General features: G+C 67.3%; 21 protein-coding genes and 5 pseudogenes. 9 read left to right on the plus strand and 17 right to left on the minus strand.

Features of this window, described 5'->3' with window-relative positions:
- Positions 1-20: 20 nt before the first annotated feature.
- Positions 21-346, minus strand: a pseudogene (locus tag ACP7AG_RS08730) (YnfA family protein).
- A complete protein-coding gene (locus tag ACP7AG_RS08735) occupies positions 343-1,068 on the minus strand; it encodes an ATP12 family chaperone protein (protein WP_426011971.1) in 726 nt (241 codons plus the stop codon). Before ACP7AG_RS08735 ends, ACP7AG_RS08730 begins: the two are co-directional and overlap by 4 nt.
- A gap of 126 nt (positions 1,069-1,194) precedes the next feature.
- Between ACP7AG_RS08735 and ACP7AG_RS08740 the strand changes: the two are divergent.
- The 3 pseudogenes from ACP7AG_RS08740 to ACP7AG_RS08750 form a co-directional block, all read left to right on the plus strand.
- Positions 1,195-1,737: pseudogene (locus tag ACP7AG_RS08740) on the plus strand (DUF1800 family protein); the annotation flags it as partial.
- Positions 1,731-1,914 (plus strand): annotated as a pseudogene (locus ACP7AG_RS08745) (DUF1501 domain-containing protein); the annotation flags it as partial. The pseudogenes ACP7AG_RS08740 and ACP7AG_RS08745, both read left to right, overlap by 7 nt.
- A 154-nt stretch (positions 1,915-2,068) precedes the next feature.
- Positions 2,069-2,533 (plus strand): annotated as a pseudogene (locus tag ACP7AG_RS08750) (DUF1501 domain-containing protein); the annotation flags it as partial.
- A gap of 1 nt (position 2,534) precedes the next feature.
- Here the strand turns inward: ACP7AG_RS08750 and ACP7AG_RS08755 are convergent.
- Both ACP7AG_RS08755 and crcB read right to left on the minus strand, forming a co-directional pair.
- Positions 2,535-3,524: an RluA family pseudouridine synthase gene (locus ACP7AG_RS08755; RefSeq protein ID WP_426011975.1), complete on the minus strand. Its 990-nt coding sequence runs from the start codon at positions 3,522-3,524 to the stop codon at positions 2,535-2,537.
- Positions 3,521-3,907 (minus strand): fluoride efflux transporter CrcB, encoded by a 387-nt coding sequence (gene crcB / locus ACP7AG_RS08760; protein ID WP_426030556.1) that lies wholly within the window; start codon positions 3,905-3,907, stop codon positions 3,521-3,523. The genes ACP7AG_RS08755 and crcB overlap by 4 nt, the downstream gene beginning before the upstream one ends.
- A gap of 200 nt (positions 3,908-4,107) precedes the next feature.
- Here crcB and ACP7AG_RS08765 point away from each other — a divergent pair, with 200 nt between their 5' ends.
- Positions 4,108-5,355, plus strand: coding sequence for a hypothetical protein (locus tag ACP7AG_RS08765; protein WP_426011979.1), 1,248 nt, complete (start codon positions 4,108-4,110; stop codon positions 5,353-5,355).
- A gap of 3 nt (positions 5,356-5,358) precedes the next feature.
- Here ACP7AG_RS08765 and ACP7AG_RS08770 read toward each other — a convergent pair whose 3' ends face one another.
- The 8 genes from ACP7AG_RS08770 to ACP7AG_RS08805 all read right to left on the minus strand — a co-directional run bounded on the left by ACP7AG_RS08770 (position 5,359) and on the right by ACP7AG_RS08805 (position 12,095).
- On the minus strand, positions 5,359-5,856 hold the full coding sequence (locus ACP7AG_RS08770; protein WP_426011980.1) for a CC0125/CC1285 family lipoprotein: 498 nt from the start codon (positions 5,854-5,856) through the stop codon (positions 5,359-5,361).
- 21 nt (positions 5,857-5,877) lie between these two features.
- Entirely contained in the window at positions 5,878-6,696 is an 819-nt protein-coding gene (locus ACP7AG_RS08775; protein ID WP_426011982.1) for an RluA family pseudouridine synthase, read from the minus strand.
- Positions 6,693-7,466, minus strand: coding sequence for a hypothetical protein (locus ACP7AG_RS08780; RefSeq protein ID WP_426030557.1), 774 nt, complete (start codon positions 7,464-7,466; stop codon positions 6,693-6,695). The genes ACP7AG_RS08775 and ACP7AG_RS08780 overlap by 4 nt, the downstream gene beginning before the upstream one ends.
- Positions 7,463-8,764, minus strand: coding sequence for a replication-associated recombination protein A (locus ACP7AG_RS08785; RefSeq protein ID WP_426030558.1), 1,302 nt, complete (start codon positions 8,762-8,764; stop codon positions 7,463-7,465). Before ACP7AG_RS08785 ends, ACP7AG_RS08780 begins: the two co-directional genes overlap by 4 nt.
- Before the next feature lie 105 nt (positions 8,765-8,869).
- Complete coding sequence (locus ACP7AG_RS08790; protein WP_426011987.1) at positions 8,870-10,291, minus strand: Do family serine endopeptidase; 1,422 nt, start codon at positions 10,289-10,291, stop codon at positions 8,870-8,872.
- Between the two features lie 24 nt (positions 10,292-10,315).
- Positions 10,316-11,584: a TCR/Tet family MFS transporter gene (locus tag ACP7AG_RS08795; RefSeq protein ID WP_426030559.1), complete on the minus strand. Its 1,269-nt coding sequence runs from the start codon at positions 11,582-11,584 to the stop codon at positions 10,316-10,318.
- Positions 11,585-11,643: 59 nt separating this feature from the next.
- Positions 11,644-11,946: an ArsR family transcriptional regulator gene (locus tag ACP7AG_RS08800; RefSeq protein ID WP_426030560.1), complete on the minus strand. Its 303-nt coding sequence runs from the start codon at positions 11,944-11,946 to the stop codon at positions 11,644-11,646.
- The gene (locus ACP7AG_RS08805) at positions 11,943-12,095 is read right to left on the minus strand and encodes a hypothetical protein (RefSeq protein ID WP_426030561.1); all 153 of its coding nucleotides are present in this window, start codon (positions 12,093-12,095) and stop codon (positions 11,943-11,945) included. Before ACP7AG_RS08805 ends, ACP7AG_RS08800 begins: the two co-directional genes overlap by 4 nt.
- Positions 12,096-12,600: 505 nt before the next feature.
- Between ACP7AG_RS08805 and ACP7AG_RS08810 the strand changes: the two are divergent.
- A pseudogene (locus ACP7AG_RS08810) lies at positions 12,601-13,623 on the plus strand (acyltransferase family protein).
- A 100-nt stretch (positions 13,624-13,723) separates the two neighbouring features.
- Here ACP7AG_RS08810 and ACP7AG_RS08815 read toward each other — a convergent pair.
- From ACP7AG_RS08815 to ligD, 5 genes are all read right to left on the minus strand, one after another.
- Positions 13,724-14,554 (minus strand): alpha/beta fold hydrolase, encoded by an 831-nt coding sequence (locus ACP7AG_RS08815; RefSeq protein ID WP_426030562.1) that lies wholly within the window; start codon positions 14,552-14,554, stop codon positions 13,724-13,726.
- Positions 14,555-14,715: 161 nt separating this feature from the next.
- Entirely contained in the window at positions 14,716-15,582 is an 867-nt protein-coding gene (locus ACP7AG_RS08820; RefSeq protein WP_426030563.1) for a Ku protein, read from the minus strand.
- A gap of 1 nt (position 15,583) precedes the next feature.
- Entirely contained in the window at positions 15,584-17,041 is a 1,458-nt protein-coding gene (locus ACP7AG_RS08825; RefSeq protein WP_426030564.1) for an alpha,alpha-trehalose-phosphate synthase (UDP-forming), read from the minus strand.
- Positions 17,038-17,835, minus strand: coding sequence for a trehalose-phosphatase (gene otsB / locus ACP7AG_RS08830; RefSeq protein WP_426030565.1), 798 nt, complete (start codon positions 17,833-17,835; stop codon positions 17,038-17,040). Before otsB ends, ACP7AG_RS08825 begins: the two co-directional genes overlap by 4 nt.
- Positions 17,836-18,060: 225 nt before the next feature.
- Positions 18,061-20,754: a DNA ligase D gene (gene ligD, locus ACP7AG_RS08835; RefSeq protein WP_426030602.1), complete on the minus strand. Its 2,694-nt coding sequence runs from the start codon at positions 20,752-20,754 to the stop codon at positions 18,061-18,063.
- Between the two features lie 573 nt (positions 20,755-21,327).
- Between ligD and ACP7AG_RS08840 the strand changes: the two genes are divergently transcribed.
- The 4 genes from ACP7AG_RS08840 (at position 21,328) to ACP7AG_RS08855 (ending at position 25,064) form a co-directional block, all read left to right on the plus strand.
- Entirely contained in the window at positions 21,328-22,143 is an 816-nt protein-coding gene (locus ACP7AG_RS08840; protein WP_426012000.1) for a 2-keto-4-pentenoate hydratase, read from the plus strand.
- A gap of 51 nt (positions 22,144-22,194) precedes the next feature.
- The gene (locus tag ACP7AG_RS08845; RefSeq protein WP_426012002.1) at positions 22,195-23,469 is read left to right on the plus strand and encodes an MFS transporter; all 1,275 of its coding nucleotides are present in this window, start codon (positions 22,195-22,197) and stop codon (positions 23,467-23,469) included.
- 93 nt (positions 23,470-23,562) lie between these two features.
- Positions 23,563-24,600, plus strand: a complete 1,038-nt coding sequence (locus ACP7AG_RS08850) for an oxidoreductase (RefSeq protein WP_426030566.1) — start codon at positions 23,563-23,565, stop codon at positions 24,598-24,600.
- Positions 24,597-25,064, plus strand: a complete 468-nt coding sequence (locus ACP7AG_RS08855; protein ID WP_426030567.1) for a heme-degrading domain-containing protein — start codon at positions 24,597-24,599, stop codon at positions 25,062-25,064. Before ACP7AG_RS08850 ends, ACP7AG_RS08855 begins: the two co-directional genes overlap by 4 nt.
- Positions 25,065-25,111 lie beyond the last annotated feature (47 nt).

A 25,111-nucleotide genomic window follows, 5' to 3' on the forward strand; every position in this document is an offset into this window, starting at 1 on the left:
CAGCAAAGGCGGCCGCCGGTCTAGGCGGCGCGCGGCGCCCACAGAATGATCCCGGCGCCGACCAGGCAGACCGTGGCTCCCGTCAGGTCCCAACGATCCGGCCGCAGACCTTCGACCACCCGCATCCAGATCAGTGACGCGGCGATGTAGAGCCCCCCATAGGCCGCGAAGGTACGCCCCGCCGCCAGGCGTCCACCCGGGTCAGCAGCCCGGCGAACACGACTAGGGCCACGACTCCCAGCACCGCCCACAGCATCGACTGACCCTGCTTCAGCCACCGTCAAAAGGCATAGCAGCCGCCGATCTCGCAAACGGCCGCCAGGCCGTAAAGCAGGATGGTTCTCACCGACGCAGCGCGGCGAACCAGCGCTCCAGAACCTTGGCCTCGACCGCAAGGGCTTGGGCGCGCGCGATGGCCTCGGCGTCGCGGCCCCAAATCTCGGCCTGGAAGGCCTCTTCCAGGTGCGACAGGTCCAGCGCCCGCTGGCCGGTCACCGCCCCGGCGCGCAGCGCCAGGGACAGCACGGTCGAACCCAGCAGGCCAGCGCCATAGGCGACGCCAGCCAGGGTGAAGTCGTCCATGGTCAGGGCCAGCGCTTCCACCGAAGCCAAGGCAGCCGGGGATTGCGCGGTATGGATGACGCCGCTGACGGGCTGCAGGTTCAAGCCCAGCTCGGCCCGCGCCCAGTCCAGCATGCCGCCCCAGTCGCGCTTCTGACGCTCGACCAGCGGCGTGGGGTGCTCCGCCCAATAGCAGAGCAGGTCCGAGCCGGCATAGGCCGCCACCTCGGCGGCCACCTCGGCGCGGGTCTCGCGGATGCGGTCGATGGCGGTAAAGGCCAGGCGGGTGGCGGGCATGACGGTGGTGTCGATGATCTCGACCTGGGCTTCCCACTCGTCGGCCACCAACTGCGCCAGGGCCAGGGTCGGCAAGACTAGGGGCGACTTGGCCGGCGACTTGGGCGTGCGACCATCCAGCAGCACGGCATATCCGCCTTCGTGCGGCGCGGCGGTCGCCGCCTTGTAGAACCGGCGGGGGCGTTGCAGCAGGTCGGGCTTGTCGGCCAAGGCGGTCTTCTTTTCAGTTCGGACATCAAAACGTCGGGTCCAGCGCGTTGAATGGGCAAACAACGCGCCCAAGGCAAGAGCGGGCGACGCGAGGGAGAGACACGGCTTGAGCCTGCCCCAAAAGAGATGATGGCCGCGATCGCCGCCACCCGCTTTGGCCTGGGCGCTCGCCCCGGCGAGATCGCGGCGGCGCAATCGGACCCGCGCGGTTTCCTGATCGACCAGATCCGCGCGGAGGGCGCGCACCAGCCGCAGGCCAATCCCGAAAGCTCCGCCCAGCGCCTGGATGAGTATCGCGACTACCCGATGAACAAGCGCGAGGCCAAGGCGGACGGTGAACCCAAGTCCGATCCGGTCAAGGACGCCCGAAAAATGCTGCGCGACCAGACCGAGGGCGACTTCCTCGCCCGCGCCCAACTGGGCGCGGCCACCGACGCGGCGTTCCGCGAGCGCTGGACGCTGTTCTGGGCCAACCACTTCACGGTCTCGGCCACCAAGCAGATCACCGCCGCCGTGGTAGGGCCGTTCGAGCAGGAGGCCATCCGCCCGCACGTGTTTGGGCGTTTCGAGGACCTGCTGGTCGCCTCCTCCACCCATCCAGCCATGCTGCTCTATCTGGATCAGGCCCTGTCGATGGGTCCCGGCAGCCGGGCTGCGCTCTTGTTGGCGCCACCGCCCCGCTGATCCTGCACGGAAAGGTCCAGGCCGCCAGCTGGTCGCCGGGCGCGGGCGTCGATGAGACCGCCCGCCTGCCGAGCTTGCTGCAGGACCTGTACAAGGCCGACCCCTTGATGGGGCCAGCCTTCGCGCGTGGCCAGGAGACCGAGGCCATGGCCCAAGCGGCGGTGACCCGGCTCAATCCCGCGCCGACCCCGATCTCGACCGACGCCCGCGCCCCGAACATGATGTCGCCGGCCGTCATGACCCCGCCACCGCCGGCCATTGCCAACCAGCAGCAGGGCCGCGACGCCGCCCGCAAGCTCGGCTCCACCTTGGCCGGCTTCATGAAGCAGGAGAGGGGCCGCGCATCGCCGCTCTCTCGCTGAACGGCTGGGACACCCACGCCGGCCAGGTCGGACAACTTAACACCCGCCTCTCCTATCTGGACGCGGTACTGGATGGCCTGAACATTGGCCTCGGCGCGGAATGGAGCAACACCGTTGTCGTCGTGGCCACCGAGTTTGGCCGCACCGCTCGGATCAACGGCACCGGCGGCACCGACCACGGCACCGGCTCCACCGCCCTGGTGCTGGGCGGCCGGCTGAAGCCCGGCGGCATCATCGGCAACTGGCCCACCTTGAAACAGACGGCGCTGTTCGAGAACCGCGACGTGGCGCCCAGCCTCGACCTGCGCGGCCTGTTCAAGGGCGTGCTGGGCGAACACATGGGCGTTGATCGGGGGGCGCTGGAGACGACGGTGTTTCCCGACAGCGCCACAGCGAAGATGGTGACGGGGCTGGTCTGAGTTACCGCCGCTTTACCTGACGCCGCGCGAACGGATCGTATTCGGCCTCGTCCTCCGAGAACCCGAACTTGGCGAACCCGGCCTTCATCTCGGGGCTAAGCGGGGCCTGGATGGCCAGGGTGCCGACCGTGGGGTGCGGCAGCAGGATCGAACGCGCGTGAAGTTGTAGCTTCAGGCCTTCCGAAAGCTGCAGGGCCTTGTCGTCGCTGTACTTGGGGTCGCCCAGGATGGGGTGGCCGATGGCCTTCATGTGGGCGCGCAACTGGTGCGTTCGGCCAGTGTGCGGGCGCAGGGCCATCCACGTAACGCGCGGACCGGCGCGGCTGATCGAGACGAATTCAGTCTCGGCCGGCTGGGCGTCTGGATCCTTCGGCTCGGCGGGCACCACCAGTTCGCGGTCGCCAACCCCACGCTTGGCCAGATGCAGCTCGATGACGCCCTCGACCGGGTGCGGATTGCCGGCGACGATGGCCCAATAGGTCTTCTGGGCGCGGCGGCGCGCGAACGATCCCGACAGCTTGGCGGCGGCGGCCGGGGTCTTGCCCAGCAGCAGCACGCCGGAGGTGTCACGGTCCAGTCGGTGCACCAGGCGCGGACGGTTGACGCCCTCGCCCCAGGCGCTGAGCAGCTTGTCGATGTGGTGGGTGGTCTTGGTCCCGCCCTGCACGGCCAAGCCGGCGGGCTTGTTCAGCGCCAGGACTTCCTCGTCCTCATACAGCACCAGCGACTTGGCAAAGGCGATGTCGCGCTTGGACAGGGCCTGCTTCTCGTCCGGATCGGGCGCGTCGGGCAGTGGCGGCACGCGCACCTGAGCGCCGGCCGTCAGCTTGGTGTCGCCCTTGACCCGCGAGCCATCGACCCGAACCTGGCCCGAGCGGAACAGCTTGTTGAGCGCGATGTGGTTCAGGTGCGGCCAGCGGCGCTTGAACCAGCGGTCCACGCGGACGCCGTCTTCGCCAGCGTCCACATAAAGCGTGCGAACTTCTTTCATACCGAAAAGATCCTGCGGGAGATCAAGAGCCCCGCGAAAATGGCCGCCACGGACAGAAGCACGCTGGCGGTCGTATAGGTAAAGGCCTGGGCGTAGGCGCGCTTCTCGATCATCAGCGCGGTCTCCAGCGAAAAGGCCGAAAAGGTGGTGAAGCCGCCCATCACCCCGACACCGAGCAAGACTCGCCAGTGTTCTTGTTGCGCGCCGCCCCGAAGGGCGAGAAAGGCGGCCAGAAGGCCCATCAGCAGTCCGCCCGTCAGATTGACGATGAAGGTGCCGTAGGGCCAGTTCGACCCGAACAGGCGCAGGGCCTGAACACCGACCAGATAGCGGGCGACGGAGCCCAAGGCGCCTCCGACGGCTACGAGGAAAAGTTTGGTCATCGGGCTCCTTATGCGCCGAGCGCGCCCGAACGCCAAGTCGGGTGGCGCCCCGCTCTGCGCGAGTACGCCGCACAGGTGATCGGCCAACGTCCTTTCATCCCCCGCCGTCCGCCGTTAAGCTGTTTTGGAAACTGTGTTCTTGCACTGCCCGTTAAGCGTGTGGAAGGTATCTTGGGGGCTCCTCCCGCTCCAAGGCGAACATGCCCTTCGATTCGAGCCCAATGGACGACCGAAACGAGCATCTCGCGCTAAGCGCCCCCGTGCTCCAAAGACTGGCGGGTTCGGACCTGATCGCACGCGGTTCGGTCAACATCATCAGCGTCAAGGCGATCCGCCGCTGGGCCGGCGACTGGTGGGACAAGAAGCGCGTCGACGTCTGGACCTATGTCGAGCGCAAGCTGGCCGAACATCTTGACCGCGCCGACCTGCGCGCGCGGATCGGCGAGGACGATTTCCTGATCGCCATGCAGAACGACCAAGGCTTGGCCGCTCAGGCAACCAGCGTGCGAATCCTTGAGGACGTGTTGACCCACCTGCTGGGCGCGGCCGAGGTGTCGGACCTGGGCGTGCGCGCGGTGATCGGGGTAGAAGCCGGTGGCGTTGTTTGCCGTCCAGTCGACGCGGCCGTCGTGCTGGCCGCACGGGCCCGTCGTGACAGCGCCCTCTCTCCGGTGCGTTTCGAAGTCGACCCGCTGGAGGAGACCCGTCGCACGCCGGTGGCCTTCACCACCGGCAGCGGAGCGGCCTTGCGTGTCGATTTCACCCTCGAGCACATGATCAGCGTGCGCCGCAACGTGGCGACCGCCGTTCGCATAGAGCCGGTGGTCACGCACCTGGGCTCGGGCAAGCAGATCAGCGCTCGCGCAGTCTCGCGCCTGCCCGACCGCGACGCCGCCTTCATCGACGAGGCGGCCCTGAAATACGCCGCCGTCTTCGCCCGCGCCACCCAGGGTCATGACCGTCCCGACCTGATCATACCGGCCTCGTTCCGCACCCTGGGAACCCAGCGCGGCCGCGACATGCTGACCGGCACCAGTGGGCTCTCGCTCGCCCTGCTGCGTGGCGGCGTGATGATGGAGTTGGTGGACGTCACCCGCGGCACGCCCGCCGGGCGTCTGCTGGAGGTTGTGGGCCTGCTCAAGGCCCTGACGCGCGGCGTCGTCGCTCGTGTGCCGCCCGAGAAGGAAGCGCTGAGGTCGCTGCGTGACGCGCGCCTGTATGGCTTAACCTTGGACGCCAGCGACCTGGTCGGCCCCGCCGAAAAGATCGCCGCCGAGATCATGGCCTTCGGTCGCGACGCCAAGGGCCTGGCGCCGATGCTCGCCCTGCAGGGCCTACCGGCCGAGGGCTATTTCGCCGCCGCCGAGACGGCTGGCCTGACCCACGCCTCGCTGCGGGCTTCCCATCCGATTTCCGCGAGCAGCGCCGCCAGGAAGATCACGGGATAGGCGTTAAGCAGCCGCCCGCCCCTGCCCGACGGTCCGCACGATGTCGCGGGCGTCATAGGTGTCGGCGTCGCGCGGGCGCTGGCCCTTGCCAAACACCACTTCCATCGAGCTGCTGACCGCCGGCCCAGGGCCGAGGTTGAAGCTCGTACCCAGGCCGACGCCAACGCCGCTCCTGCGCCCGTAGCTACCCGAGCCGCCGCCGATCGAGATCGCCGAATTGCCGCCCGAGCCGGTTTGCTGCGTCATGCGGTCGGCGACCCGGAACCAGTCATAGCCGTCGCGCAGGGCCAGTTCGGCAGCGCGCAGCAGGGCGTAATCCGAGACCTGGTTGACCGGCGCGCCGGGATTGCCCTTGAAGGTAACGCGGTAGCGGCCGGCCTCGAGCCGGTATTCGGAATAGCCCGCCGCCTGCGGCGCGGTCTGCGGCCCGTACAGCGTGGGCGACGAGGCGCACCCTGTAAGGACTGCGGCGGAAAAGGCGAGCGCGATCAGGCGTTTCATGGCGAATGTCTCCTGGCAGGCTTAACGAGCGTCCGGCCGTCCCTGTTCCAGGCCGGCGCGTTCCGGAACCGCGAGGCCCAGCCTATCCAGAACCGCGCGCATGTCGTCAGGGATCGGCGCTGAAATCCGCCGCTCACCCCCCTCGGGATGTGGGAAGACCAGGCTGACCGCGTGCAGCATCAGCCGCGGCACGGGCGCACCGCCCAGCATCAGCGCCCCGCCATAGCGGCTGTCGCCCGCGATCGGCCGACCGATCGAGGCCATATGGACCCGCAGTTGGTGCATTCGGCCGGTGTCGGGAGACAGCTCGACCAAGGCCGCGCCTGTTGTGGCCGCCAGGGTCTTGTAGCGACTGCGGGCGGTCTCGGCGTCGGGATGGCCTTCATCGCAGACGCGCATATAGGCCTCGCGACCGATCGACTCGCGGCGCAGGGGCGCGTCGATCTGCCCGCCGCGCGGCTCGGGCGCGGCGGGCGTGACGATGGCCAGGTAGGTCTTGCGGAACCGCTTACCCATCAGGGCCTTGCCCAGAAAGCTCGCGGCCGGCTTGGTGCGGGCGGTGAGGATCACGCCCGAGGTGTCGCGGTCCAGCCGGTGGACCAGCCGAGGCCGAGCCCGGTCGCGCCGCGCCAGGGCCCACAGCAGGTCGTCCAGCGTATGGGCCTGGATGCGTCCGCCTTGGCTGGAGAGACCGGCCGGCTTGTTGAGCACGAAGACGCTGTCGTCCTCGTGGATGACCAAGGACTTTGTGTACTCGATCTCGGCGGGCGTCAGAACGACGGGGGTGTCGGAGGCCTTGGGCTTGGGGGCCAAGGGCGGGCGACGCGACGGACGGTTCATGCCGCCTCCTCCTTCGGGGCGATCCACAGCGCGCGCGCGTTCAGGAACAGCCACAGCAGTATCAGACCCGCCGGGACCAGCGCCCAGCCGCCGCGCGAGCCGAAGCTGCTCAGCAGGAATATCGCGAAGGCGAGCGGCAGGGCGTAGACGAGGTTAGCCACCGTGGCCTGCCAGTGCGGCGGCCGGCTGAGCACCAGCAAGGGCCCCCGTGCCCTGCGCCGCACGAAAATCGGCGTCATGATCAGGACCAGCGTCATCAAGGCGATCGGGATCATCGCCACCACCGCGCCCGCCAGCGGAATGGCGATGGCGTCGGACCATTCCGGCAGTTGCTCGCGATACATCCGGTGCAGCGGATCGGCCGCCAGGCCCGCCAGGGTCGCGACCAGGGCCAGCAAGGTCACGCCGATGACGATGAAGACGTTGCGCTGGGTGACTAGCAGCCGGCCGCCGAACCGCGCCGCCAGGGCCGCGACGATGGCGGTCAAGGCCCCGACCGTGACGCAGGCATAGGCCAAGTCGGCATAGAGCCATTTGTGCGTCGCGTACTTGGCCTGCAGCCTGTCGAACTGGATCGTCGCCCGCTTGAAGGCCTCGGGCGCGGGGTCGCCGAAATAGAACGTGCCGCGCAGGGCTTGAAGCTCGGCGAAATAGGCGTTGGAATTGCTGTGCCACGGCGTGACGAGCGCCAGCCACAGCAAGACGCCGCCCGCCAGCAGCAGAACCACAGACAGCAGAGCGATCACCTGGACCGCAGGCGTGAGCTTCACTTGCCGTCTCTCCGCAGGCGGTTCCAGGCGTCCAGCCGCTCCTTGACCTTGGCCTCGGCGCCGACAGGCTTGGGCTCGTAGAGGGTCGGCCGCGCCATGCCGTCCGGAAAGTAGTTCTGACCCGACACCCCGCCCTCGACGTCGTGGTCATAGGCGTAGCCGTCGCCATAGCCCAGGGTCTTCATCAGCTTGGTCGGGGCGTTGAGGATGTGGGCGGGCGGCGGCAGGCTGCCGGTCTCCTTGGCCGCGCGGCGGGCGGCCTTGTAGGCCATGTAGACGGCGTTGGACTTGGGCGCGCTGGCCATGTGGACCACGGCCTGGGCCAGGGCCAATTCGCCCTCGGGACTGCCGAGGAAGTCATAGGCGTCCTTGGCCGCCGTGGTCAGCAGCAGGCTCAGAGGATCGGCCGCGCCGATGTCCTCAGACGCCATGCGCACCAGGCGGCGGGCGATGAACAGCGGGTCCTCGCCGCCCTCCAGCATCCGCGCCAGCCAGTAGAGCGCCGCGTCCGGATCGCTGCCGCGCACCGACTTATGGAGCGCGGAGACCAGATTGTAGTGCTCCTCGCGGTTCTTGTCATAGGCCGGCCGGCGCTTCTGCAGGAACTGGCCCAGTTGAGTGGGGTTCAGCGGCGTGTCCGTGCCGACCGCTAGCAGGGTCTCGGTCAGGGTCAGCAGGTAACGCCCGTCGCCGTCGGCCATGGCCACAAGCGTGGCGCGGGCGTCGTCGTTCAGGGGCAGCTTGCGGCCCTCAGCATGCTCGGCCTTGACCAGCAGCGCCTCCAGCGCCTCCTCGTCCAGCCGCTTGAGCACAAAGACCTGGCAGCGCGACAGCAGAGCGCCGTTCAGCTCGAACGACGGGTTCTCGGTGGTGGCGCCCACCAGGGTAACGATCCCTTCTTCCACGAACGGCAGGAAACCGTCCTGCTGGGCGCGGTTGAAGCGGTGGATTTCATCGACGAACAGCAGGGTGCTCTGGCCGGCATGGCGACGCACGCGAGCCTGCTCGAAAGCCTTCTTCAGGTCGGCGACGCCGGAAAATACCGCCGAGATCTGCTGGAACTCGTAGCCGCCGGCCTTGGCCAGCAGGCGGGCGATTGTGGTCTTGCCCGTGCCGGGCGGGCCCCACAGGATCATCGAGGCCAGGCGGTGGGCCGCGGCCATCCGGCCGATCGGGCCATCGGGACCCAGCAGGTGTTCCTGCCCCACCACCTCGTCGAGAGTCTGGGGACGCAAGCGGTCGGCCAGCGGGCTAGGCGCGTGAGGCGTCAGGCCGGCGGCTTGGAAAAGATCGGACATTCTCTCTTCTAGCAGGGTGAACGGAACGGGGACACACACTCACAACACGGCCTGTACGATCTTGGCGAAAGATCTTGCCCTAAGTGGGTGTCCCCAGATCGCGCTCTACGCCCTCAGCCGCGCCGTGATCCGCTGGCCACCGCGTTCGATCGTCACCGCCCACACCGAGGCCCCTGCCTTGTTGACGGCGTCAAGCTCGGCGGTGGTGTTGATGGCCTTGCCGTTGACCTCACGGATGAAGTCGCCGGGACGCAGGCCGGCGTTCAGGGCAAAGCCCTGGCCGATCTTGGTGACCAGAACCCCGCGTCCAGCGAAGGGATCGACGCTCAGTTCCTGGGCCACGGCGGGCGACAGGTTGACGACGGTGGCGCCGTCGAACGGGCTGCGGCCCTTCAGCACGCGCTCGTCGCGGGCCGGAGTTTCCGGCGCGGCCTCGGCGCGAAGGGTCAGGGTCTGTTCCTTGCCGCCGCGGTTGATTATCACCGAGACCCGGTCGCCGACCTTGTGGGTGCCGATGGCGAAGGCGCCGCCGCCCTCGTCGTTCACGGCTTGGCCGTCGATGGAGAGGATCACGTCACCCTCGCGCAGACCCGCCCGCTGGGCCGAGCCGCCGGGATAGACGTCGGACAGCACAACGCCGCGCGGCGTGGCCAGGCCCAGGCTCTTGGCGATCTCGCCGGTCACGGGCTGGCCCTTCACGCCTAGCCAGGGCCGGACCACGCTGTGGCCGCCGCCCAGGGCTGTGCTCACCACCTGGCGCACCACGGCGGCCGGAATGGCGAAGCCGACGCCGCTGGACGAGCCCGAGCGCGAGATGATGAAGGTGTTCACGCCGATCAGGTCGCCGTCCATATCGACCAACGGCCCCCCGGAATTGCCGGGATTGATCGCGGCGTCGGTCTGGATGTAGCTCCCGAACTCGGCCGCGCCCACATCGGTGCGGGCCAGGGCCGAGACGATGCCGTTGGTCACGGTCTGGCCGACGCCGAACGGATTGCCCAGGGCCAGGACCAGGTCGCCGACCTCCAGCTGTTCCTGGTCGTCGATAGCGATCACCGGCAGGCGCTCGCCCTTGGTGTCGATCTTCAGAACGGCGAGGTCGGCGCGCGGGTCGTCCAGCAGCACCGTGGCTGAAAACTCTCGGCGGTCGGCGAGTTGGACGGTGACGTCGCTCATACCCTCGATATTGTGGTGATTGGTGATGATCACCCCGTCGGCGCGGACGATGGCGCCCGAGCCGAGCGAGCCCTGCACCTGTTCGCGCGGCGCACCGCCGCCGCCGCCCATGAAGAAGTCCCAGAACGGATCGGCCTGTTGACGCACGACGCGCCGGCTGGCGACATTGACGATGGCCGGGGCGGTCTTCTTCACCACAGGCGAGAACGAAGCCTTCATCGACATCGGGTCGGTGGGAACCCGACGGGTGGGCTGGGCCAAGTCGGGGATCGACTGGGCCTTCGACGCCCCCTGTGGCGAGCAGGCGGCCAGCACGGCCAGGGCGGGAAGCAGGACGCGATAGGATCGCATGGGGGTTTGGCGACTCCGTGAAACTCAGCCTGCCAAATCAGCTGAGCTTTCGGGCGCATTGATGGCCGCCAGCGGTCGCGCATAGCGATAGGCCAGAACAACCGCCCCCAGCATCAGGGCCGCGGCGATCAGCACCGGCAGGCCGGGCATGTGCAAGGTGGCGTCATGGCGCACCGCCCAGGCGAACGGGAACAGGTAGAGCGACGGCCCCACGATGGCCGTGATGCCCATCATGGCGGAGTTCGCCCCCTGCAGTTGGCCCTGCTCCCACGGCTCGACACGGCGGGTCATCAGGCCCTGAAGCCCCGGTTGGATCAAGCCGCTGAAGGCGAAGATCGGCAGGCCGCAGAGATAGAGCCAACCCGTCGGCGCCAGGCCGTAGATCATGAAGCCCACCGCGCCCAAGAACAGGCCCATCAGCAGCGCGCCGCGCTCTCCGACCGCCTTGACGACGGGGCCAACCACGACGGTCTGCATGAAGATGCCGGCGATGCCGCTGCCCATCAGGGTCAGGCCGATGACATTGACCGGCCAATGATAGCGATAGCCCATATAGAGCACAAAGACGCTGGGCAGCACGTTGTGCGACAGCTGGAACAGGAAGCCGACACCGGCCAGGCCCAGCAGGTTGGGCTTGCTCCTCAAGAGGTTCAGCGAGCCGATTGGGTTGGCCTTCTTCCAGTCAAACCGCTTGACCCGCTTCTCGACCGGCAGAGACTCCGGCAGCACGAAGAAGCCGTACAGCCAGTTGCACAGGGCCAGGGCCGCGCAGACCAGGAACGGAAGGCGATGGTCGAAATGCCATAGCCAGCCGCCCAGGGCCGGGCCGAAGGTGAAGCCCACCCCGAACGCCGCCCCCATCAGGCCAAAGCCCTTGGCCCGATCCTCGGGCTTGGTGACGTCGGCGACATAGGCGCCTGCGGTCGAGAAGCTGGCGGCGGTCATGCCGTTGAACACCCGGCCGACGAACAGCCACCAGATGGTCGGGGCAAAGGCCATGAACAGGAAGTCGACCCCCAGGCCGAAGATCGAGGTCAGGATCACCGGCCGGCGGCCGAAACGGTCGGACATCAAGCCCAGGATCGGCGCGCAGAAGAACTGCATCACGCCCCAGGTCGTGGCGAACAGCACGATCCATAGCGCGGTCGAGGCGGTGTCGCCGCCGTTGAAGCGCTTCATCAGCTCGGGCAGCACCGGGATCATCACCCCCAGCGACAGCACGTCGAGGCTGGCGGTGACGAAAATGAAGCCCAGCGCCGCCTGACGGTGGGTCTTGCTGATGGTCTTGGTCATGCGTCGCCCTCCCCCGGCGTCTTCCTTTGAACCCATAGCAGCGCGAATGGCCAGACCTGTCAGCAGCGCCTGCCACCACTCGCCGTGCCGGCGCAGGAACACGCCGTCGGGGAAGCGGCGCGCGCCACGTGCTCGATCGGCACAGTGTCCAAGCCGCGATGCTCGACGGTCACGCGGGTTTCCTCCGCCAGCCCCACCTGGCGAAGGGCGCGCAGATGGCGGATGATGGCCGGCGCGGTCAGGCTGGCGGCCTGGGCCAGTTCGCCTGCTCGACGCGGGCCCTGGATGTGCGCGCTCTCGATCGCCCCGCGTAAGGTGAGGGCCAAACGGCGGAAATCGCCGGGCGTCATGGTCGCGGTCACACCCAGCCTTGGATGACTTTCAGTCCCGAGTCCGCCTCGGCCTCCTGCTGGGTGACGGTCCTGACCGGCGCGCCCACGGCCCAGAAATGGGCCTCCGGGTCGGGGCAACGATAGGTGCGGTCGCCATAGAACTGATCGGCCGGCTCCATCAGGATCTCGGGCCCCGCAGCCCGCGCCCGTTCGCAATGGGCGTCGATACCGCCTGCCTCGACTGATCGACCGCGCGCTGAAGGGCGAGGAGGTCATCATCCCACGGCGCGGTAAGCCTGTCGCCGAGCTGCGGGCGATCGCGGCGCGTGCTCCTGGGACCCCGCAGGCGACCTATGCCTGGCTGCGTGCCCGCCGTCAGGCGCGAAAGCCAGCCGGGATCAGCTCCGCTGATCTGCTCAACGAGCTTTACGAGCTTTACGAGAACCCCGAGGCTTGAGCGTCTATTTGGACGCCGGCGTCATCGTACCCACCCACGATCGAAGAGGTCAGCAGCGCGCTTCACGCCGCCACGTGCCGCCGGGAAGACCTTTTGCGTAACCCTGGACAATCGCCTGGCGCTGGCGGCGGCGGAATTGGGCGTTCGGGTCCAGCTTCTCGATTAGGGCAAGCCGCAGGAGCGGACGGTCGCGGCTTGCTCTAGGCCCGCTCATCACTCAAACCTCCATGCTGTGGACGCAGCGGGTGATTGAGCAAAAGACGCAGAGATTCGCCGCCCTTGACGGCCTGCGCGCCGTGGCGGCGGCGGGGGTGCTCCTCTACCACGTCACCGACTGGTCGGGACGCAAGGGCGTGGTGGCCCACGGCTATCTGTCGGTGGATTTCTTCTTCTGCCTCAGCGGCTTCGTGCTGGCCCACGCGTTCCAACGGCGCGACATCGGCTGGCTGTCTTATCTCTAGACCCGCGTCGTGCGGATCTGGCCAATGCTGGTGCTGGCGACCTTCATGGGCGCGATCCTTACTGCCCGGCACAGCCCGCCGTTCTGGCTGAACCTGACACGCGGCCTGTTGCTGATCCCGCGCCTGGACCCCACGCCCTACGGGACCTTTCCCAGCCTGTTCCCGTTCAATCCGCCGGCCTGGTCGCTATTTTTCGAGGTGCTGATCAGCGCCCTGTGGTTCCCGGTCCGGCGCATGCCGAGCGCCGGGCTGGCGACCATCCTGATCGTCTGTTTCGCGGTCATGCTGTGGGGCGCCCTGGGCATGCATGGGATCGAGACCGGCTGGGATCGCGCGACCTTCTGGATCGGACTGGCGCGGTCGACCTTCAGCTTCACCCTGGGCTGGCTGGCCTGGCGCTATCGCCATAGGGCCCCAGGGTCGGGTCTTGTGATCCCGGTGGTTTTGCTCGCCGCCGCCCTGTTCGCGCCGCTCACGCCGCGCAACGAGTTCTACGACCTAGCCTGCGTGGCGCTGCTGTTCCCGGTGCTGGTGTGCATGGGCGCCCACGACCCCAACGGCCGGCTCGGCGCATTGTGTCGTGGCGCGGGTGATCTCTCCTATCCGCTCTACGCCCTGCACTGGGCGGCTTGGGCGATGATGATGCGGGTCTATGCGCAAGGCGAACCGGCGTGGTTCCCCCTGTGGTTCTGCGGCGCGGCGCTGGTCTTCATTCCGCTGATCGCCTGGATCGCCTCGCGGTTCTACGACGCGCCCCTGCGGAGGTGGCTGAGCGGATTGGGGCGCTAGAGCATTTCCCGACCTGACTGCGTCAGGCCGTGAGCTCTAATCTTTTGTTTTGACGCATTTTTCTTCACGCGAACCGGAACCACTTCGCTCGAAAACTTCTCTAGCCGCAGCCGCGCTTGCCCGCCCAGGGTTGGCCGCCGTTAAGCCAATCGACCAGGGCAACGACATAGTCGCCCTGAGCGTCGAGGATCGAGGTATGGCTCGACCAGGCGTCGACCACCACCGAACGGCAGGCGCGATCGGCGATCGCCACCTGGGCGGCTCTCCAGTCGCGATCCAGCGGCGCGGTCGGACGACGGCTCGCGACGATCACCGCCACCGGGATGGTCAGACGCAGCGGCGGCAAGGTGTCCACTGCCTTGAGACCCGCGACGATAGCCTGCACCTCTTCGGAAGCCGCGTGAGTGCTGGAGCGGCGGGTCCAGGTCAGCTCACGGCGCGCTGCGGCCTCGGCCGGCGGATGGATCTCGCTCAGCCAAGGGCCCAGGCGCGACAGGCCCGTCGCGCGGGCGAACGGCGCCAGGCCGGTGAGCTGTCGCTCCTTTTCAAGGTCAGCCAAGGCCAGTGGATGGTTCTGTACGTCGGTTCCGACCGCATCGACCAGCAGCAGGCCAGCCGTTCGTTGGGGCCACAGCCGGGCGAAGGCCTCGACATAGAGTCCGCCGTTGGAGTGACCCGCCAGGATTACCGGCCTGTCGCCTTCCTCCTGGGAGACCAAGGCCTCCAGACGCCGGGCGATCGCCACCGGCGAGCGGTCGATGGCTTCGACCTCCAGCGGCGCGAGGCCAAGGCCAACGCGGTCATAGGCGCAAACCCGGCCGCGCTTTGCGAGGTCGCGCTCGACCAAGGTCCAGTCGGCGACGCCGCCGAACGCTCCGGCTTCAAGGATCACCGTCGGCCGCGCGGTGCGCTGGCCTTGGCACTCCAGCACGGCGGCCCTCTCACGCGCCAGCTCCTGTCGGGCCGCCGTGGCGCACCCGGAAAGCGCCGCGGCCAATGCCACGGGCAGGAAAATGCGAAGCCTGTGAATCACACGTCCTCCCGGACGAGGATCAAACGCCCCATCGCGATGCAGGGCAAATGCCGCGCGCCTCAAGAGGCGTTCTTGCGCGCCGGAGCCTTTTTGGTGGGCGCCTTGGCGGCGGGCTCCTTCTTGGCCGCCAGCTTGACCGCCGCCATGCCGGGCTTCTGGCCCAGGCTCTTGCGCAGGGCCTCCATCAGATCGACGACATTGGTGTTGTCTGGCTCCTCGACCGTGACCTTGGACTTGCCGCCCTTTTCCTTCTGCGCGATCAGGGCGCGCAGGGCGTCCTCGTAGCGGTCCTTGAATTGGCTGGGGTCGAAGGGACCTTCCTGCTGTTCGATGATCTTCTCGGCGATGGCCACCATCTGGGGATCGGCCTTGCGGTCAGGGATGTCGTCGAACAGTTCGCGGGAGTCGCGCACCTCGTCATGGCTGCGCAGGGTGTAGGCGATGAGACCGTTATCGCGCGGCTCGATGGCCATCAGGCGCTCGCGAGTGTGCATCACCACCCGGCCCAGGGCGATCTTGCCCGCGCCGGCCATGGCGTCACGGATCACCGTGTAGGCGTCCAGCGCCAGCTTGCCGTCTGGCACCAGGAAATAGGGATTGTCCCAATAGAGCCGGTCGATGTCGCCGGCGTCGACGAAGCGCTCGATGTCGATGACGCGCGTGCTTTCCAGGCGGACGCTCTCGATCTCCTCGGGCGTCAGGATCACATAGTGGTCCTTCTCGTATTCGTAGCCCTTGACAAGGTCGGCGCGATCAACCGGGCCCAACTCGGGGTCGGTGGCGATCATCTTGATCCGGTTGTGGGTCTTGGGATTCAGCAGATTGAAGCGCACCTCGCCGCCGGGGCTGGTCGCCGTGTACATCGCTACCGGGCAGGTGACCAATGAGAGGCGCAGATGGCCTTGCCAAGTGGGTCTCGCGGCCATGTCATGCTCTCCCTCCGGCCCGGACAGCCAGGGCTGGTGTTTCGTTGGCGGCCTTGGGCAAGGCGGCCTCCCTTGTCGTCATGTGGGGCGGCTCGCGCAGCGCCGAGACGAAGTCGTCGCGCCAGGCGGTGACGTCGTGGCGGGTGACATTGTCGATCAACGCTTCCCAGCGGCGCTTGCGGTCGGCCAGATCCATGCTCAGAGCTCGGCTCAAGGCGTCGGATATCTCTTCGGGGCTGTTGGGGTTTATGATCAACGCCTCCTTCAGCTGCCGGGCCGCGCCGGCGAAGCGCGAGAGGATCAGCACGCCCGGATCGTCAGCGTTTTGCGAGGCGACATATTCCTTGGCCACCAGATTCATGCCGTCACGCAGGGGGGTAACCAGGGCAGCCTTGGCGGCGCGATAGACCCCGGCCAGCTCGTCGCGGCGATAGCTGCGATTGAGGTAGCGGATCGGATTGAAGTCCATGTCGGCATAGGCGCCGTTGATCCGCCCGATCAGCCCGTCTAGCCGCCCGCGCAGGTCCTGGTAGGCCCCGACCTCGTCGCGCGAGATCGGGGCGATCTGCAGCAGCATGACCTCGCGACGGGCCTCGTCATTGTCGTGCAGGAACCGCTCGAAACCGATCAACCGTTCTTCCAGTCCCTTGGAATAATCTAGGCGATCAACGCCAACGATCATCTTGCGAAACACGCTGTGGGCCATGAGCCGGTCATAGACCCGGTTGGCGCGGTAGCTGTCCTTGATGCGGTCGAAGTCGGCCGCGTCGATGCCAATCGGGAAGGCGCCAGCCTGGGTGGTCTGGCCGAAGGCCGTCAGCCGCCCATCATCGGTGCGCTCGCCGCCCACCTCGTTGAACACATAGCCCTCGAAGGCCTGGACGCTCTCCTCGGTCTGGAAGCCGATCAGGTCGTAATGGAACATCGCCTCGACCAGCGGCCTATGGCGCGGAAGGGTCACCACCAGCTGGTGAGCGGGCCACGGGATGTGCAGGAAAAAGCCGATCCGGTTGGTCACGCCAAGCCGGCGCAGCTCCCGCGCCATCGGGATCAGGTGGTAGTCGTGCACCCAGATGATGTCGTCGGGCTCGATCAGCGGCAGCAAGGTCTCGGCGAAGCGCTTGTTGACCCGGTCATAGCCCTCGCCGAACGAGCGGTCATAAGCGGTCAGATCGACGCGATAGTGGAACAGCGGCCACAGGGTCTTGTTGGCATAGCCGTTGTAATATTCCTGGTAGTCGTTCTCCTCGAGATCCACGGTGGCCACCGTCACCCCGTCAGCCTTCTGCATGTTCAGCTGGCCGGTGAACGTCTCGGTGGTCTTGCCGCTCCAGCCAAACCAGATGCCGGAATATTCGCGCAAGGCCGCGCCTAGGGCCATGGCTAGGCCGCCGACGCTTTCGTCGCCCTTGCCGGTGGGCGGATTGACGCGGTTGGAGACGACGATCAGGCGGCTCATGCGACGCTCCTCCCGCCCCCAGCGCCCCCGGCTCCAAGGGCGACGCTCAGCCAGTCGAGCACGGCTCCGCAGTCTTCCAGACGATAGACTGCCTGGGTCGGACGCTCCGGCCCGACTAGCACGCCATAGCCGCCTAGGCGGGCGGCGGCGGCGAAGCCGTCCTCGTCGGTCAGATCGTCGCCCACGAAGACCGGGCAGGCCCCGTCGAACGGCGCCTCGCGCAGGAAAGCCGACACCGACTTGCCCTTGTCCTGGCCGGGGGTTCGCAGCTCGGCGACCATGTCACCCAGTTGCAGGACCAGTTCGGAGGACTGGGCCAAGCGTTCGGCGGCCTCGATCACGGCCTCGGCGGCGGAGGGCGCATTACGATAGTGCAGGCCTACGCTGAGACCCTTGTCTTCGAACAACAGGCCCTTATCGCCGCGGGCCAGATCGCGCAGCACGCCGCGCGCATAGTCGAGGTCGGCGTGCGGTTTAGCGCACTCCACGCCGTGGGCGCCCCGGCGGACAAGGCCGTGGACGGCGGCGATGGCCGGAACGCGGCCTTCCAGAATGCGATCAAGGTCCTTCAGCGCGCGGCCGCTGACCACCGCCACGCGGCCGTCCAAGGCGCGGGTCAGGTCGTCGAGCAGCGCCGCGCGGCGCGCGTCAGGGCCAACCTGTTCAGGCCGGGGCATGATCGGGGCTAGCGTGCCATCAAGGTCGAGAAAAAGGGCCGCGTGGGGCGGCAAGGCGACAGGGGGTGGTGGCAAATCATCCGACGCATGCCGAACGGCTGACCCAAACGCGGTCATGGCGATAAGGCCCTCTCCGAAGACTACAGGCCTGAGAAACGCACTGGACAGCCGTTTCGATCCGTTGCGCTGCGGCGAAGCTCGGTCACGATGCGCTCACGTCGCTGTGCGAGACCGAAGGTGCGACAGCTCTCGAAATCGCAAAGACTACGGCCGCATGGTCGTCATCGCCGCCGTTTTGCGCAGCTGTCACTTCCATGACCCAGAGCGCCCGCGCCCCACCCCCTACTCCAGCCGCTTGATCGCCGCCTTCAGCGGTTTGGCGGCGTCAAAATAGTCCTCCCAGGCCGTGCTCTTGGCGAGCAAGCCGGGAACGCTGCGGATCGTGTACTTCGTGGGATCGAGGCCCGCCTTCACCTGAGTCCAGTTGAGAGGCATCGACACTGTCCCGCCCGGCCTGGCTCTCGCCGAAAGCGGTGCGACGGCGGTGCTGGTGCGGTCGTTACGCAGGTAGTCGAGGAAGATCCGCCCCTCCCGCGCTTTCTTGCTCATGGCAATCAGGTACTTGTCCGGCGCATCGGCGGCCATGCGAGCGCAGACCTCGCGGGCGAAGGTCTTGGCCAAGTCCCACGGCACCTTGTCGGATAGGGGCGTGACGATGTGCAGGCCCTTGCCGCCGGTGGTCTTGCAGAAGCTGACCAGCCCCACCTCCTCCAGCCGGTCGCGGACCTCGCGGGCTCCGTCGATGACATCCTGGAAGGTGACGCCCGGCGCGGGGTCGAGGTCGAAGACCAGCCGGCCGGCCACTTCGGGGTCGCCCGGCTGGCAATTCCAGGGATGGATCTCGACGGCGGCGATCTGGGCGGCGGCGATCAGGGCCTCGAGCCGGTCGAACTGGATGTAGGGCTGCTTGTCGCCCTTCACGGTGGTCAGCTCGATCAGCGAGGACATCCCGCGCATGGCATGGCGCTGGAAGAAGGCCTCGCCGCCGATGCCGTCGGGCACGCGGATGATCGAGGCCGGCCGGCCCTTGAGGTGCGGCAACATCCAGGGCCCGACCGCTTCCATATAGCGGGCAAGGTCGATCTTGGTCCCCGGCGTTCCATCGACATCGGGCCAGAGGGCCTTGTCGGGCTTGGAGATGGTCACGCCCATCACGATGCTGTCGGTCTTGGTGGTCGAGATCGTGGTCGGAGCGGTCTTGCTTGTGGCCTGGGGCACGGCCTTGGGGACCGGCGTCGCCAGCTCGGCGGTCTCGGCGGAGGCCGGGACCTCGGCCTCGACTTCGGCGGCCGGCTTGTCCTCGCGCAGACCCTTGAACGAGGCCTGGCGGATCGAACCATCGCCAGTGAAGCCGGCATATTCGATCTCGGCCACCAGTTCGGGCTTCACCCAATGGACGTTGTCGGCCTTGCGCGGCGCGCCCTTGCCTTCGAACGGCGACTTGTCAGTCTCCAGCGCCTTCAGGCGCGGCAGCAGCTTGCCGACCTTGTCGCGGCGAAAGCCAGTGCCGATCCGGCCCACATGGGCCAGCTTGCCCTCGCGATAGACGCCGGCGATCAGCGACCGGAAGGCGCTGCCGGTGGTGGTGTAGCCGCCGATCACCACCTCATGGCCCGCGCGGCACTTGGCCTTCATCCAGCTGTCGCTGCGGCCGGAGCGATAGGGTGCGTCCAGCCGCTTGGAAATGATGCCCTCCAAGTCGAGCTTGCAGGCCGACAGCAGCACCGCGTCGCCGGCCGTCTCAAAGTGATCGACGAAGCGCAGGCGTGGCTCGTCCGGCTCCATCATCGCTTTCAGTCGCGCCTTGCGCTCGCGTAGCGGCAGGTCGCGAAGGTCCCCGCCTTTGTCGGTCAGCAGGTCGAAGGCGAAGAAGATCAGGTCACTGGTATTCCCGTCCGACAGCGCCGCCTGCAGGCCAGCGAAGTCAGGCTGGCCAGCGGCGTCCAAGGCCACCACCTCGCCATCGAGGATGCTATCGGGCAGATCCGCGGCGGCCTTGGCGATGGAGGTAAACTTGGCGGTCCAGTCCAGGCCCTTGCGCGTGCGCAGGGTGGCCCGGCCGCCCTCGACGCGCAGTTGGACGCGGTAGCCGTCGAACTTGATCTCATGCGCCCAGCCGGGGCCGGCCGGCGGGCGGTCCAGGGCCTTGCAGAGCTGCGGCTCGATGAAGTCGGGCAGGATCTGGAGCTTGGCCTTTGGTTTGCTGACCTTGGATTTGGCCTTGGGCTCGGATTTGGGTTCAACGGGTTTGGCGAACGTCGGCGTCTCTTCCGCATCGGCCTGCAGGGTCTCCCGCTCGGCCTTGGTCCGCGAGGTCCACACCGCGTCCTTCGTGCCCTTGGACTTCAGGATGAACGGCTTGGGCCCCTTGCCCTTACCGGCGGCGATGTCGGCCATGGTCCGGCCCGAGGCGATCGAGGCGTCGTCCTCCAGTAGGGCCCCGCCCTTCCCCGGCTGGGCGGCGTCGTCCTTATGCTTGATCAGCAGCCAGTTGGGCCGCTTGCTCTTGCCGTCCTTGGCGTTGCGGTCCCGGTTCATCCGCACGAGCACCCAGGAGCCGTGCAGCCGCTCGCCCTCGAGCACGAACTTCAGCTCGCCCTTCTTCAGCGCCTTGCCGATGTCTTCGAAACCCGCCTCGGGCGTCCAGTAGCCTCGGTCCCACAGCTGCACCGTTCCTCCGCCATACTGGCCCTGCGGAATGGTGCCTTCGAAGTCCCCGTAGTCGAGCGGATGGTCCTCAACCTCGACCGCCAGCCGCCTGTCGGCGGGGTCCAGAGACGGGCCACGAGTCACGGCCCAGGATTTCAGCACCCCGTCGATCTCCAGCCGGAAATCATAGTGTAGACGCGTGGCCTCGTGCTTCTGGATCACGAACCGGGCATGGGGCGCGGCGGCCACCGCCTGCTCGCCGCTGGGCTCCGCAGTCTTCTGGAAGTCACGTTTGCGGCGATACTCTGCGAGTTGGCCCTCGGCCATGGCGACGCTCCTTGTCTGCGAGGAGAAATCGCCGCCCGGTCCGCCGGTTCCGGAGCGCGCGACCTCGATCCGCTTGACTAGCGCCTTGGGCGCCTGAATGCGCCAGGCGCGGGCCAGCAAATCCGCCAATTCATCCTCGTCCACCCTGTCGAGCTGCACCAGCACAGCGGGAAAGCCGCGATAGTGGTCATCGTCGAAGAACCGGTCGGGCGCGACCTCGATCAGCATCTCCTTCTCGGGGAGCGGACAGCGCACCGCGATCACGCCGACGACCAGCTCGCGCCGGGCCTTGGGAGCGGCGCGAGCGAAATAGGACCAAGCGATGCTCTTGCCGTGGACCTCGAACGCCCGGCGCTGGCGCTCGCGGCTCGCCACGACTTCGGGCAGCGCGAGCGCCAGGCGGCGGAGGGTGACGTGATCAACCATGGAGGCATGGCAACCCCGGCAAAAGGAGCCTGACAATCCACTGCCACCGGTGTCGCTTGCCCGATTGTCAATGACACCGGTTTCCATTATGCAGTTTCTAAGCCCGTTAAACGGGACAGTAGAGTAGTGCGAGGGAGGATTCGCGGCGTGACCGTTTCCGAGGCCGAGAGCGAAGTGTTCGCGCCGGCGTCCATCGCTCAACAATTCGTGGAGGCGCGCCTGAAGGGCGTGTCGGTCCCCGGCTATCCGGGCGGCGTGCTTCCCCGGACCATGGCCGACGGCTATGCCGTGCAGGACATCGCGATCGATTCCTGGCCCGATGAACTCGTCGGCTGGAAGGTAGGCCTGGTGCCGCCGCAGCACCGCGAACGCCTGGGCGCCGAACGCCTGGCCGGCTGCATCTTCAAGAAGAACGTCTGGGACGCCACGTCGGCTCCCACCCCGTTCCGCGCTATCGCCGGTGGCTTCACCGCCGTAGAGGCCGAATTCATCGTCCGGCTAGGCAAGGACGCACCAGTCGACAAGACCGAGTGGACCGCCGATGAAGCCGCGGAATACGTCGGTGACCTGCTGGTCGGCGTCGAGATCGCCGGCAGCCCGCTGGCTACCATCAATCAACTCGGCCCGCCCATCGTCGCCTCGGATTTCGGCAATAATGACGGCCAGATCCTCAGCACGGTCATAGAAAACTGGCGCGAGATCGCCTGGGAAGACATGCCGTCCGAGACCTTCATCAATGGCGTGTCGGTCGGCAAGGGCGGCGCGTTCTCGATCCCCGGCTCGCCGCTAGCCGCTCTGGCCTTCCTGCTGGGACACGTCGCCTCGCGCGGCAGACCCCTCAAGAAGGGCATGCTGGTGACCACAGGCGCCAGCACCGGCATTCATGACGTTGCGGCAGGCGACCAGGCGCGCGTAGACTTCGTTCCATTCGGGACTGTCGCCTGCGTCGCCATCCCGGCCTAAAAAACCGACGGGGGCGTCGGAAAAACAACAAGACCGAGGGTAAGGAAGTCCATGGACGCTCCAACGATGCCCGCTCCATCCGCGAGGATCGGGCGGTACAGATGGGTGATTGTCGGCCTGCTATTCCTGGCGATGGTGATCAACTATGTCGATCGCCAAACCATTGGCTTGCTGAAGGCTGACCTGAGCAAGGAATTTGGTTGGGACGAGACCCACTACGCTGACCTCGTCTTCTACTTCCAACTTGCCTATGCCGTGGCCTACCTGGCCTGGGGCAAGATCATGGACAGGATCGGGGCGCGCTGGGGCTTCGGTATTGCGTTCTTCATCTGGCAGGTCGCCCATATCGGCCACGCCCTGGCGCGTGGGTTCGGGGGCTTCGCTATCGCCCGCATGGGCCTGGGCATAGGTGAGGCCGGCGGCTTTCCCGGCGGCATCAAGGCCGTGGCCGAGTGGTTCCCCAAGAACGAGCGCGCCCTGGCCACCGGCATCTTCAACGCCGGCACCAATATCGGCGCCATCGTCACCCCGCTGGTGGTGCCGGGCATCGTTCTGGCCTTTGGCTGGCAGATGGCTTTCATCGTCACCGGGATCGCCGGCCTGGTCTGGCTGCCGCTGTGGCTGATCGTCTATCGCCGGCCGCGTGAGCAGAAGCGCCTGTCGGCCGCCGAACTGGCCCACATCGAGCAGGACCCAGCCGACCCCGTCGAGAAGATCGGCTGGGCCAAGCTGCTCACCAAGCGCGAAACCTGGGCCTTCGCCCTGGGCAAGTTCCTGATCGACCCGATCTGGTGGATGTTTCTGTTCTGGCTGCCCGACTTTTTGGGCAAGCGCTACGGCCTGGATCTGAAGACCTTCGGCCCACCGCTGATCGCCATCTATCTGCTCAGCGACGTTGGCAGCGTCGGCGGCGGCTGGCTTTCGTCCCGCCTAATGAAAGCCGGATGGAGTATCAACAAGGCGCGCAAGACGACCATGCTGGTCTGCGCCCTGCTGGCCACGCCCGTGGTTTTCGCCGCCAATGTGGACAGTCTTTGGGTCGCCGTGCTGATCATCGGTGTCGCCACCGCTGCTCACCAGGGCTTCTCGGCCAATCTCTACACCCTGCCGTCGGACGTCTTTCCGCGCGGCGCCGTGGGCTCGGTCGTCGGCATCGGCGGTATGCTGGGCGCGGTGGGGGGCATGGTGTTCTCCAAGTACATCGGCCGCGTACTGGACCAGATCGGCACCTACACCCCAATCTTCATCGTCGCCGGCAGCGCCTATCTGGTGGCCCTGCTGGTCATCCATCTGCTGACCCCGAAGATGGAGCCGGTGAAGGTCTAGGCCTTCATCAGCATCCGAAGAACGAGCCCCTGACCGTAAGGTCGGGGGCTTTTTCTTGCGCCCTATCCCGCAGAGGATTGGGTATAAGACGCCATGTCCTCACGCCTCCCCTTCAAGGTCGCCCTGGTCGGCTACGGCTTCGTCAGCAAGATCTTCCACGCGCCACTGATCGCCGTCACGCCGGGCCTTGCCCTGCACACCGTGGTTTCCAGCGACCCGGTCAAGGTCTTGGCCGACCATCCGGCCGTGAAGGTCGCGCCCGACCTGGACGCCGCCTTGCGCGACCCCACCATCGACCTGGTGGTGATCGCCACCCCCGACCCGCTGCACGCCCGGCAGGCCCATGCGGCGCTGGACGCCGGCAAGGCCGTGATCATCGACAAGCCGTTCGCCGTGACGCTTGAGGACGCCCGCGCCGTCGCCGACCACGCCCGTCGCGCCGGCAAGCTGTTGAGCATCTTCCACAACCGTCGCTGGGACAGCGACTTCCTCACGTTGAAGGCCCTGATCGCCGACGGGTCACTCGGCGAAGTCGTCCAATACGAGAGCCATTTCGACCGTTTCCGTCCGATCGTCCGTGACCGCTGGCGCGAGGCGCCCGGCGCTGGCGTGCTGCTCGACCTCGGCCCGCATCTGATTGACCAGGCCCTGCAGCTGTTCGGCTCGCCCCGGGCGGTGTTCGCCGACATCGCCGCGCAGAAGGACGGCGGCCAGGCCGGCGATTATTTCCACCTGCTACTACGCTACCCGCGCCTGCGGGTTCTGCTGCACGCCAGCCAGATGACCATCGCCTCGGACCTGCGAATGGCCGTGCATGGCACGAAAGGCAGCTTCATCAAGCAGGGCCTGGACGCGCAGGAAGACGCCTTGAAGGCTGGGGTCGCCCCGGGCTCCGCAGGCTGGGGCGCCGATCCGCGTCCCGGGACCCTGGTTGTTCCCGATGGCGAGAGGACGGTCAGCCGCTCCGTTTCGGGCGAACCGGGGAACTATCCGGCGTATTACACCGCGATCCGCGACGCCCTGCTAGGCGTGGGACCCAACCCCGCGCCGCCTGAGGAGGGTTTAGCGGTCATGGAACTGATCGACCTGGCCCAGCGCAGCGCGGCCGAGGGCCGGGAACTGTCGCTGTGACCGACACCGATCTGCTGGCCGCCGTCGCCGCCCAGGAAAAGACTCTGGTGTTCGAGCGCTTCACCCTTGAGACCGTCTGGACGCTGGGAACCGCCCTGCGCGACCTCGCCCTGGCCCGGTCCGCCCCGGTGGCCATCGACATCAGTCTGCGCGACCGCCCGCTGTTCCACGCCGCCCTGCCCGGCGCGGGTCCCGACAACGCCGACTGGATCCGCCGCAAACGCAATACCGTCCTGACCCTGGGGACCAGCACCCTGGCCGTCGGCCTGAAGCTGAAGGCCTCCGGCGAGACGCTGGAGAGCCGATACGGCTTGCCGCTCCGAGACCACGCCGCCCACGGCGGCGGGTTTCCGCTGCTCCTGGCGGGCCTGGGCTGCATCGGCGCGATCACCATCTCGGGTCTGCCGCAGGTCGAGGATCACGGGCTGGTGGTCGAGGGGCTGGAAAGACATCTAGGTCTATAAAAATACCGTTCATCCCGGCAAATGCCGGGATAAGCGGTTGAAAGGTT

The organism is Caulobacter sp. DWP3-1-3b2 (assembly GCF_049896325.1).
Taxonomy (GTDB): Bacteria; Pseudomonadota; Alphaproteobacteria; order Caulobacterales; family Caulobacteraceae; genus Caulobacter.

Excerpts from the sequence above, each read along its gene's own strand:
- ACP7AG_RS08755 (WP_426011975.1), bottom strand. The coding sequence starts at position 3,524 with ATGAAAGAAGTTCGCACGCTTTATGTGGACGCTGGCGAAGACGGCGTC.
- crcB (WP_426030556.1), bottom strand. The coding sequence starts at position 3,907 with ATGACCAAACTTTTCCTCGTAGCCGTCGGAGGCGCCTTGGGCTCCGTC.
- ACP7AG_RS08765 (WP_426011979.1), top strand. The coding sequence starts at position 4,108 with ATGCCCTTCGATTCGAGCCCAATGGACGACCGAAACGAGCATCTCGCG.
- ACP7AG_RS08770 (WP_426011980.1), bottom strand. The coding sequence starts at position 5,856 with ATGAAACGCCTGATCGCGCTCGCCTTTTCCGCCGCAGTCCTTACAGGG.
- ACP7AG_RS08775 (WP_426011982.1), bottom strand. The coding sequence starts at position 6,696 with ATGAACCGTCCGTCGCGTCGCCCGCCCTTGGCCCCCAAGCCCAAGGCC.
- ACP7AG_RS08785 (WP_426030558.1), bottom strand. The coding sequence starts at position 8,764 with ATGTCCGATCTTTTCCAAGCCGCCGGCCTGACGCCTCACGCGCCTAGC.
- ACP7AG_RS08790 (WP_426011987.1), bottom strand. The coding sequence starts at position 10,291 with ATGCGATCCTATCGCGTCCTGCTTCCCGCCCTGGCCGTGCTGGCCGCC.
- ACP7AG_RS08795 (WP_426030559.1), bottom strand. The coding sequence starts at position 11,584 with ATGACCAAGACCATCAGCAAGACCCACCGTCAGGCGGCGCTGGGCTTC.
- ACP7AG_RS08805 (WP_426030561.1), bottom strand. The coding sequence starts at position 12,095 with ATGGAGCCGGCCGATCAGTTCTATGGCGACCGCACCTATCGTTGCCCC.
- ACP7AG_RS08820 (WP_426030563.1), bottom strand. The coding sequence starts at position 15,582 with ATGGCCGCGAGACCCACTTGGCAAGGCCATCTGCGCCTCTCATTGGTC.
- ACP7AG_RS08825 (WP_426030564.1), bottom strand. The coding sequence starts at position 17,041 with ATGAGCCGCCTGATCGTCGTCTCCAACCGCGTCAATCCGCCCACCGGC.
- otsB (WP_426030565.1), bottom strand. The coding sequence starts at position 17,835 with ATGACCGCGTTTGGGTCAGCCGTTCGGCATGCGTCGGATGATTTGCCA.
- ligD (WP_426030602.1), bottom strand. The coding sequence starts at position 20,754 with ATGGCCGAGGGCCAACTCGCAGAGTATCGCCGCAAACGTGACTTCCAG.
- ACP7AG_RS08845 (WP_426012002.1), top strand. The coding sequence starts at position 22,195 with ATGGACGCTCCAACGATGCCCGCTCCATCCGCGAGGATCGGGCGGTAC.
- ACP7AG_RS08850 (WP_426030566.1), top strand. The coding sequence starts at position 23,563 with ATGTCCTCACGCCTCCCCTTCAAGGTCGCCCTGGTCGGCTACGGCTTC.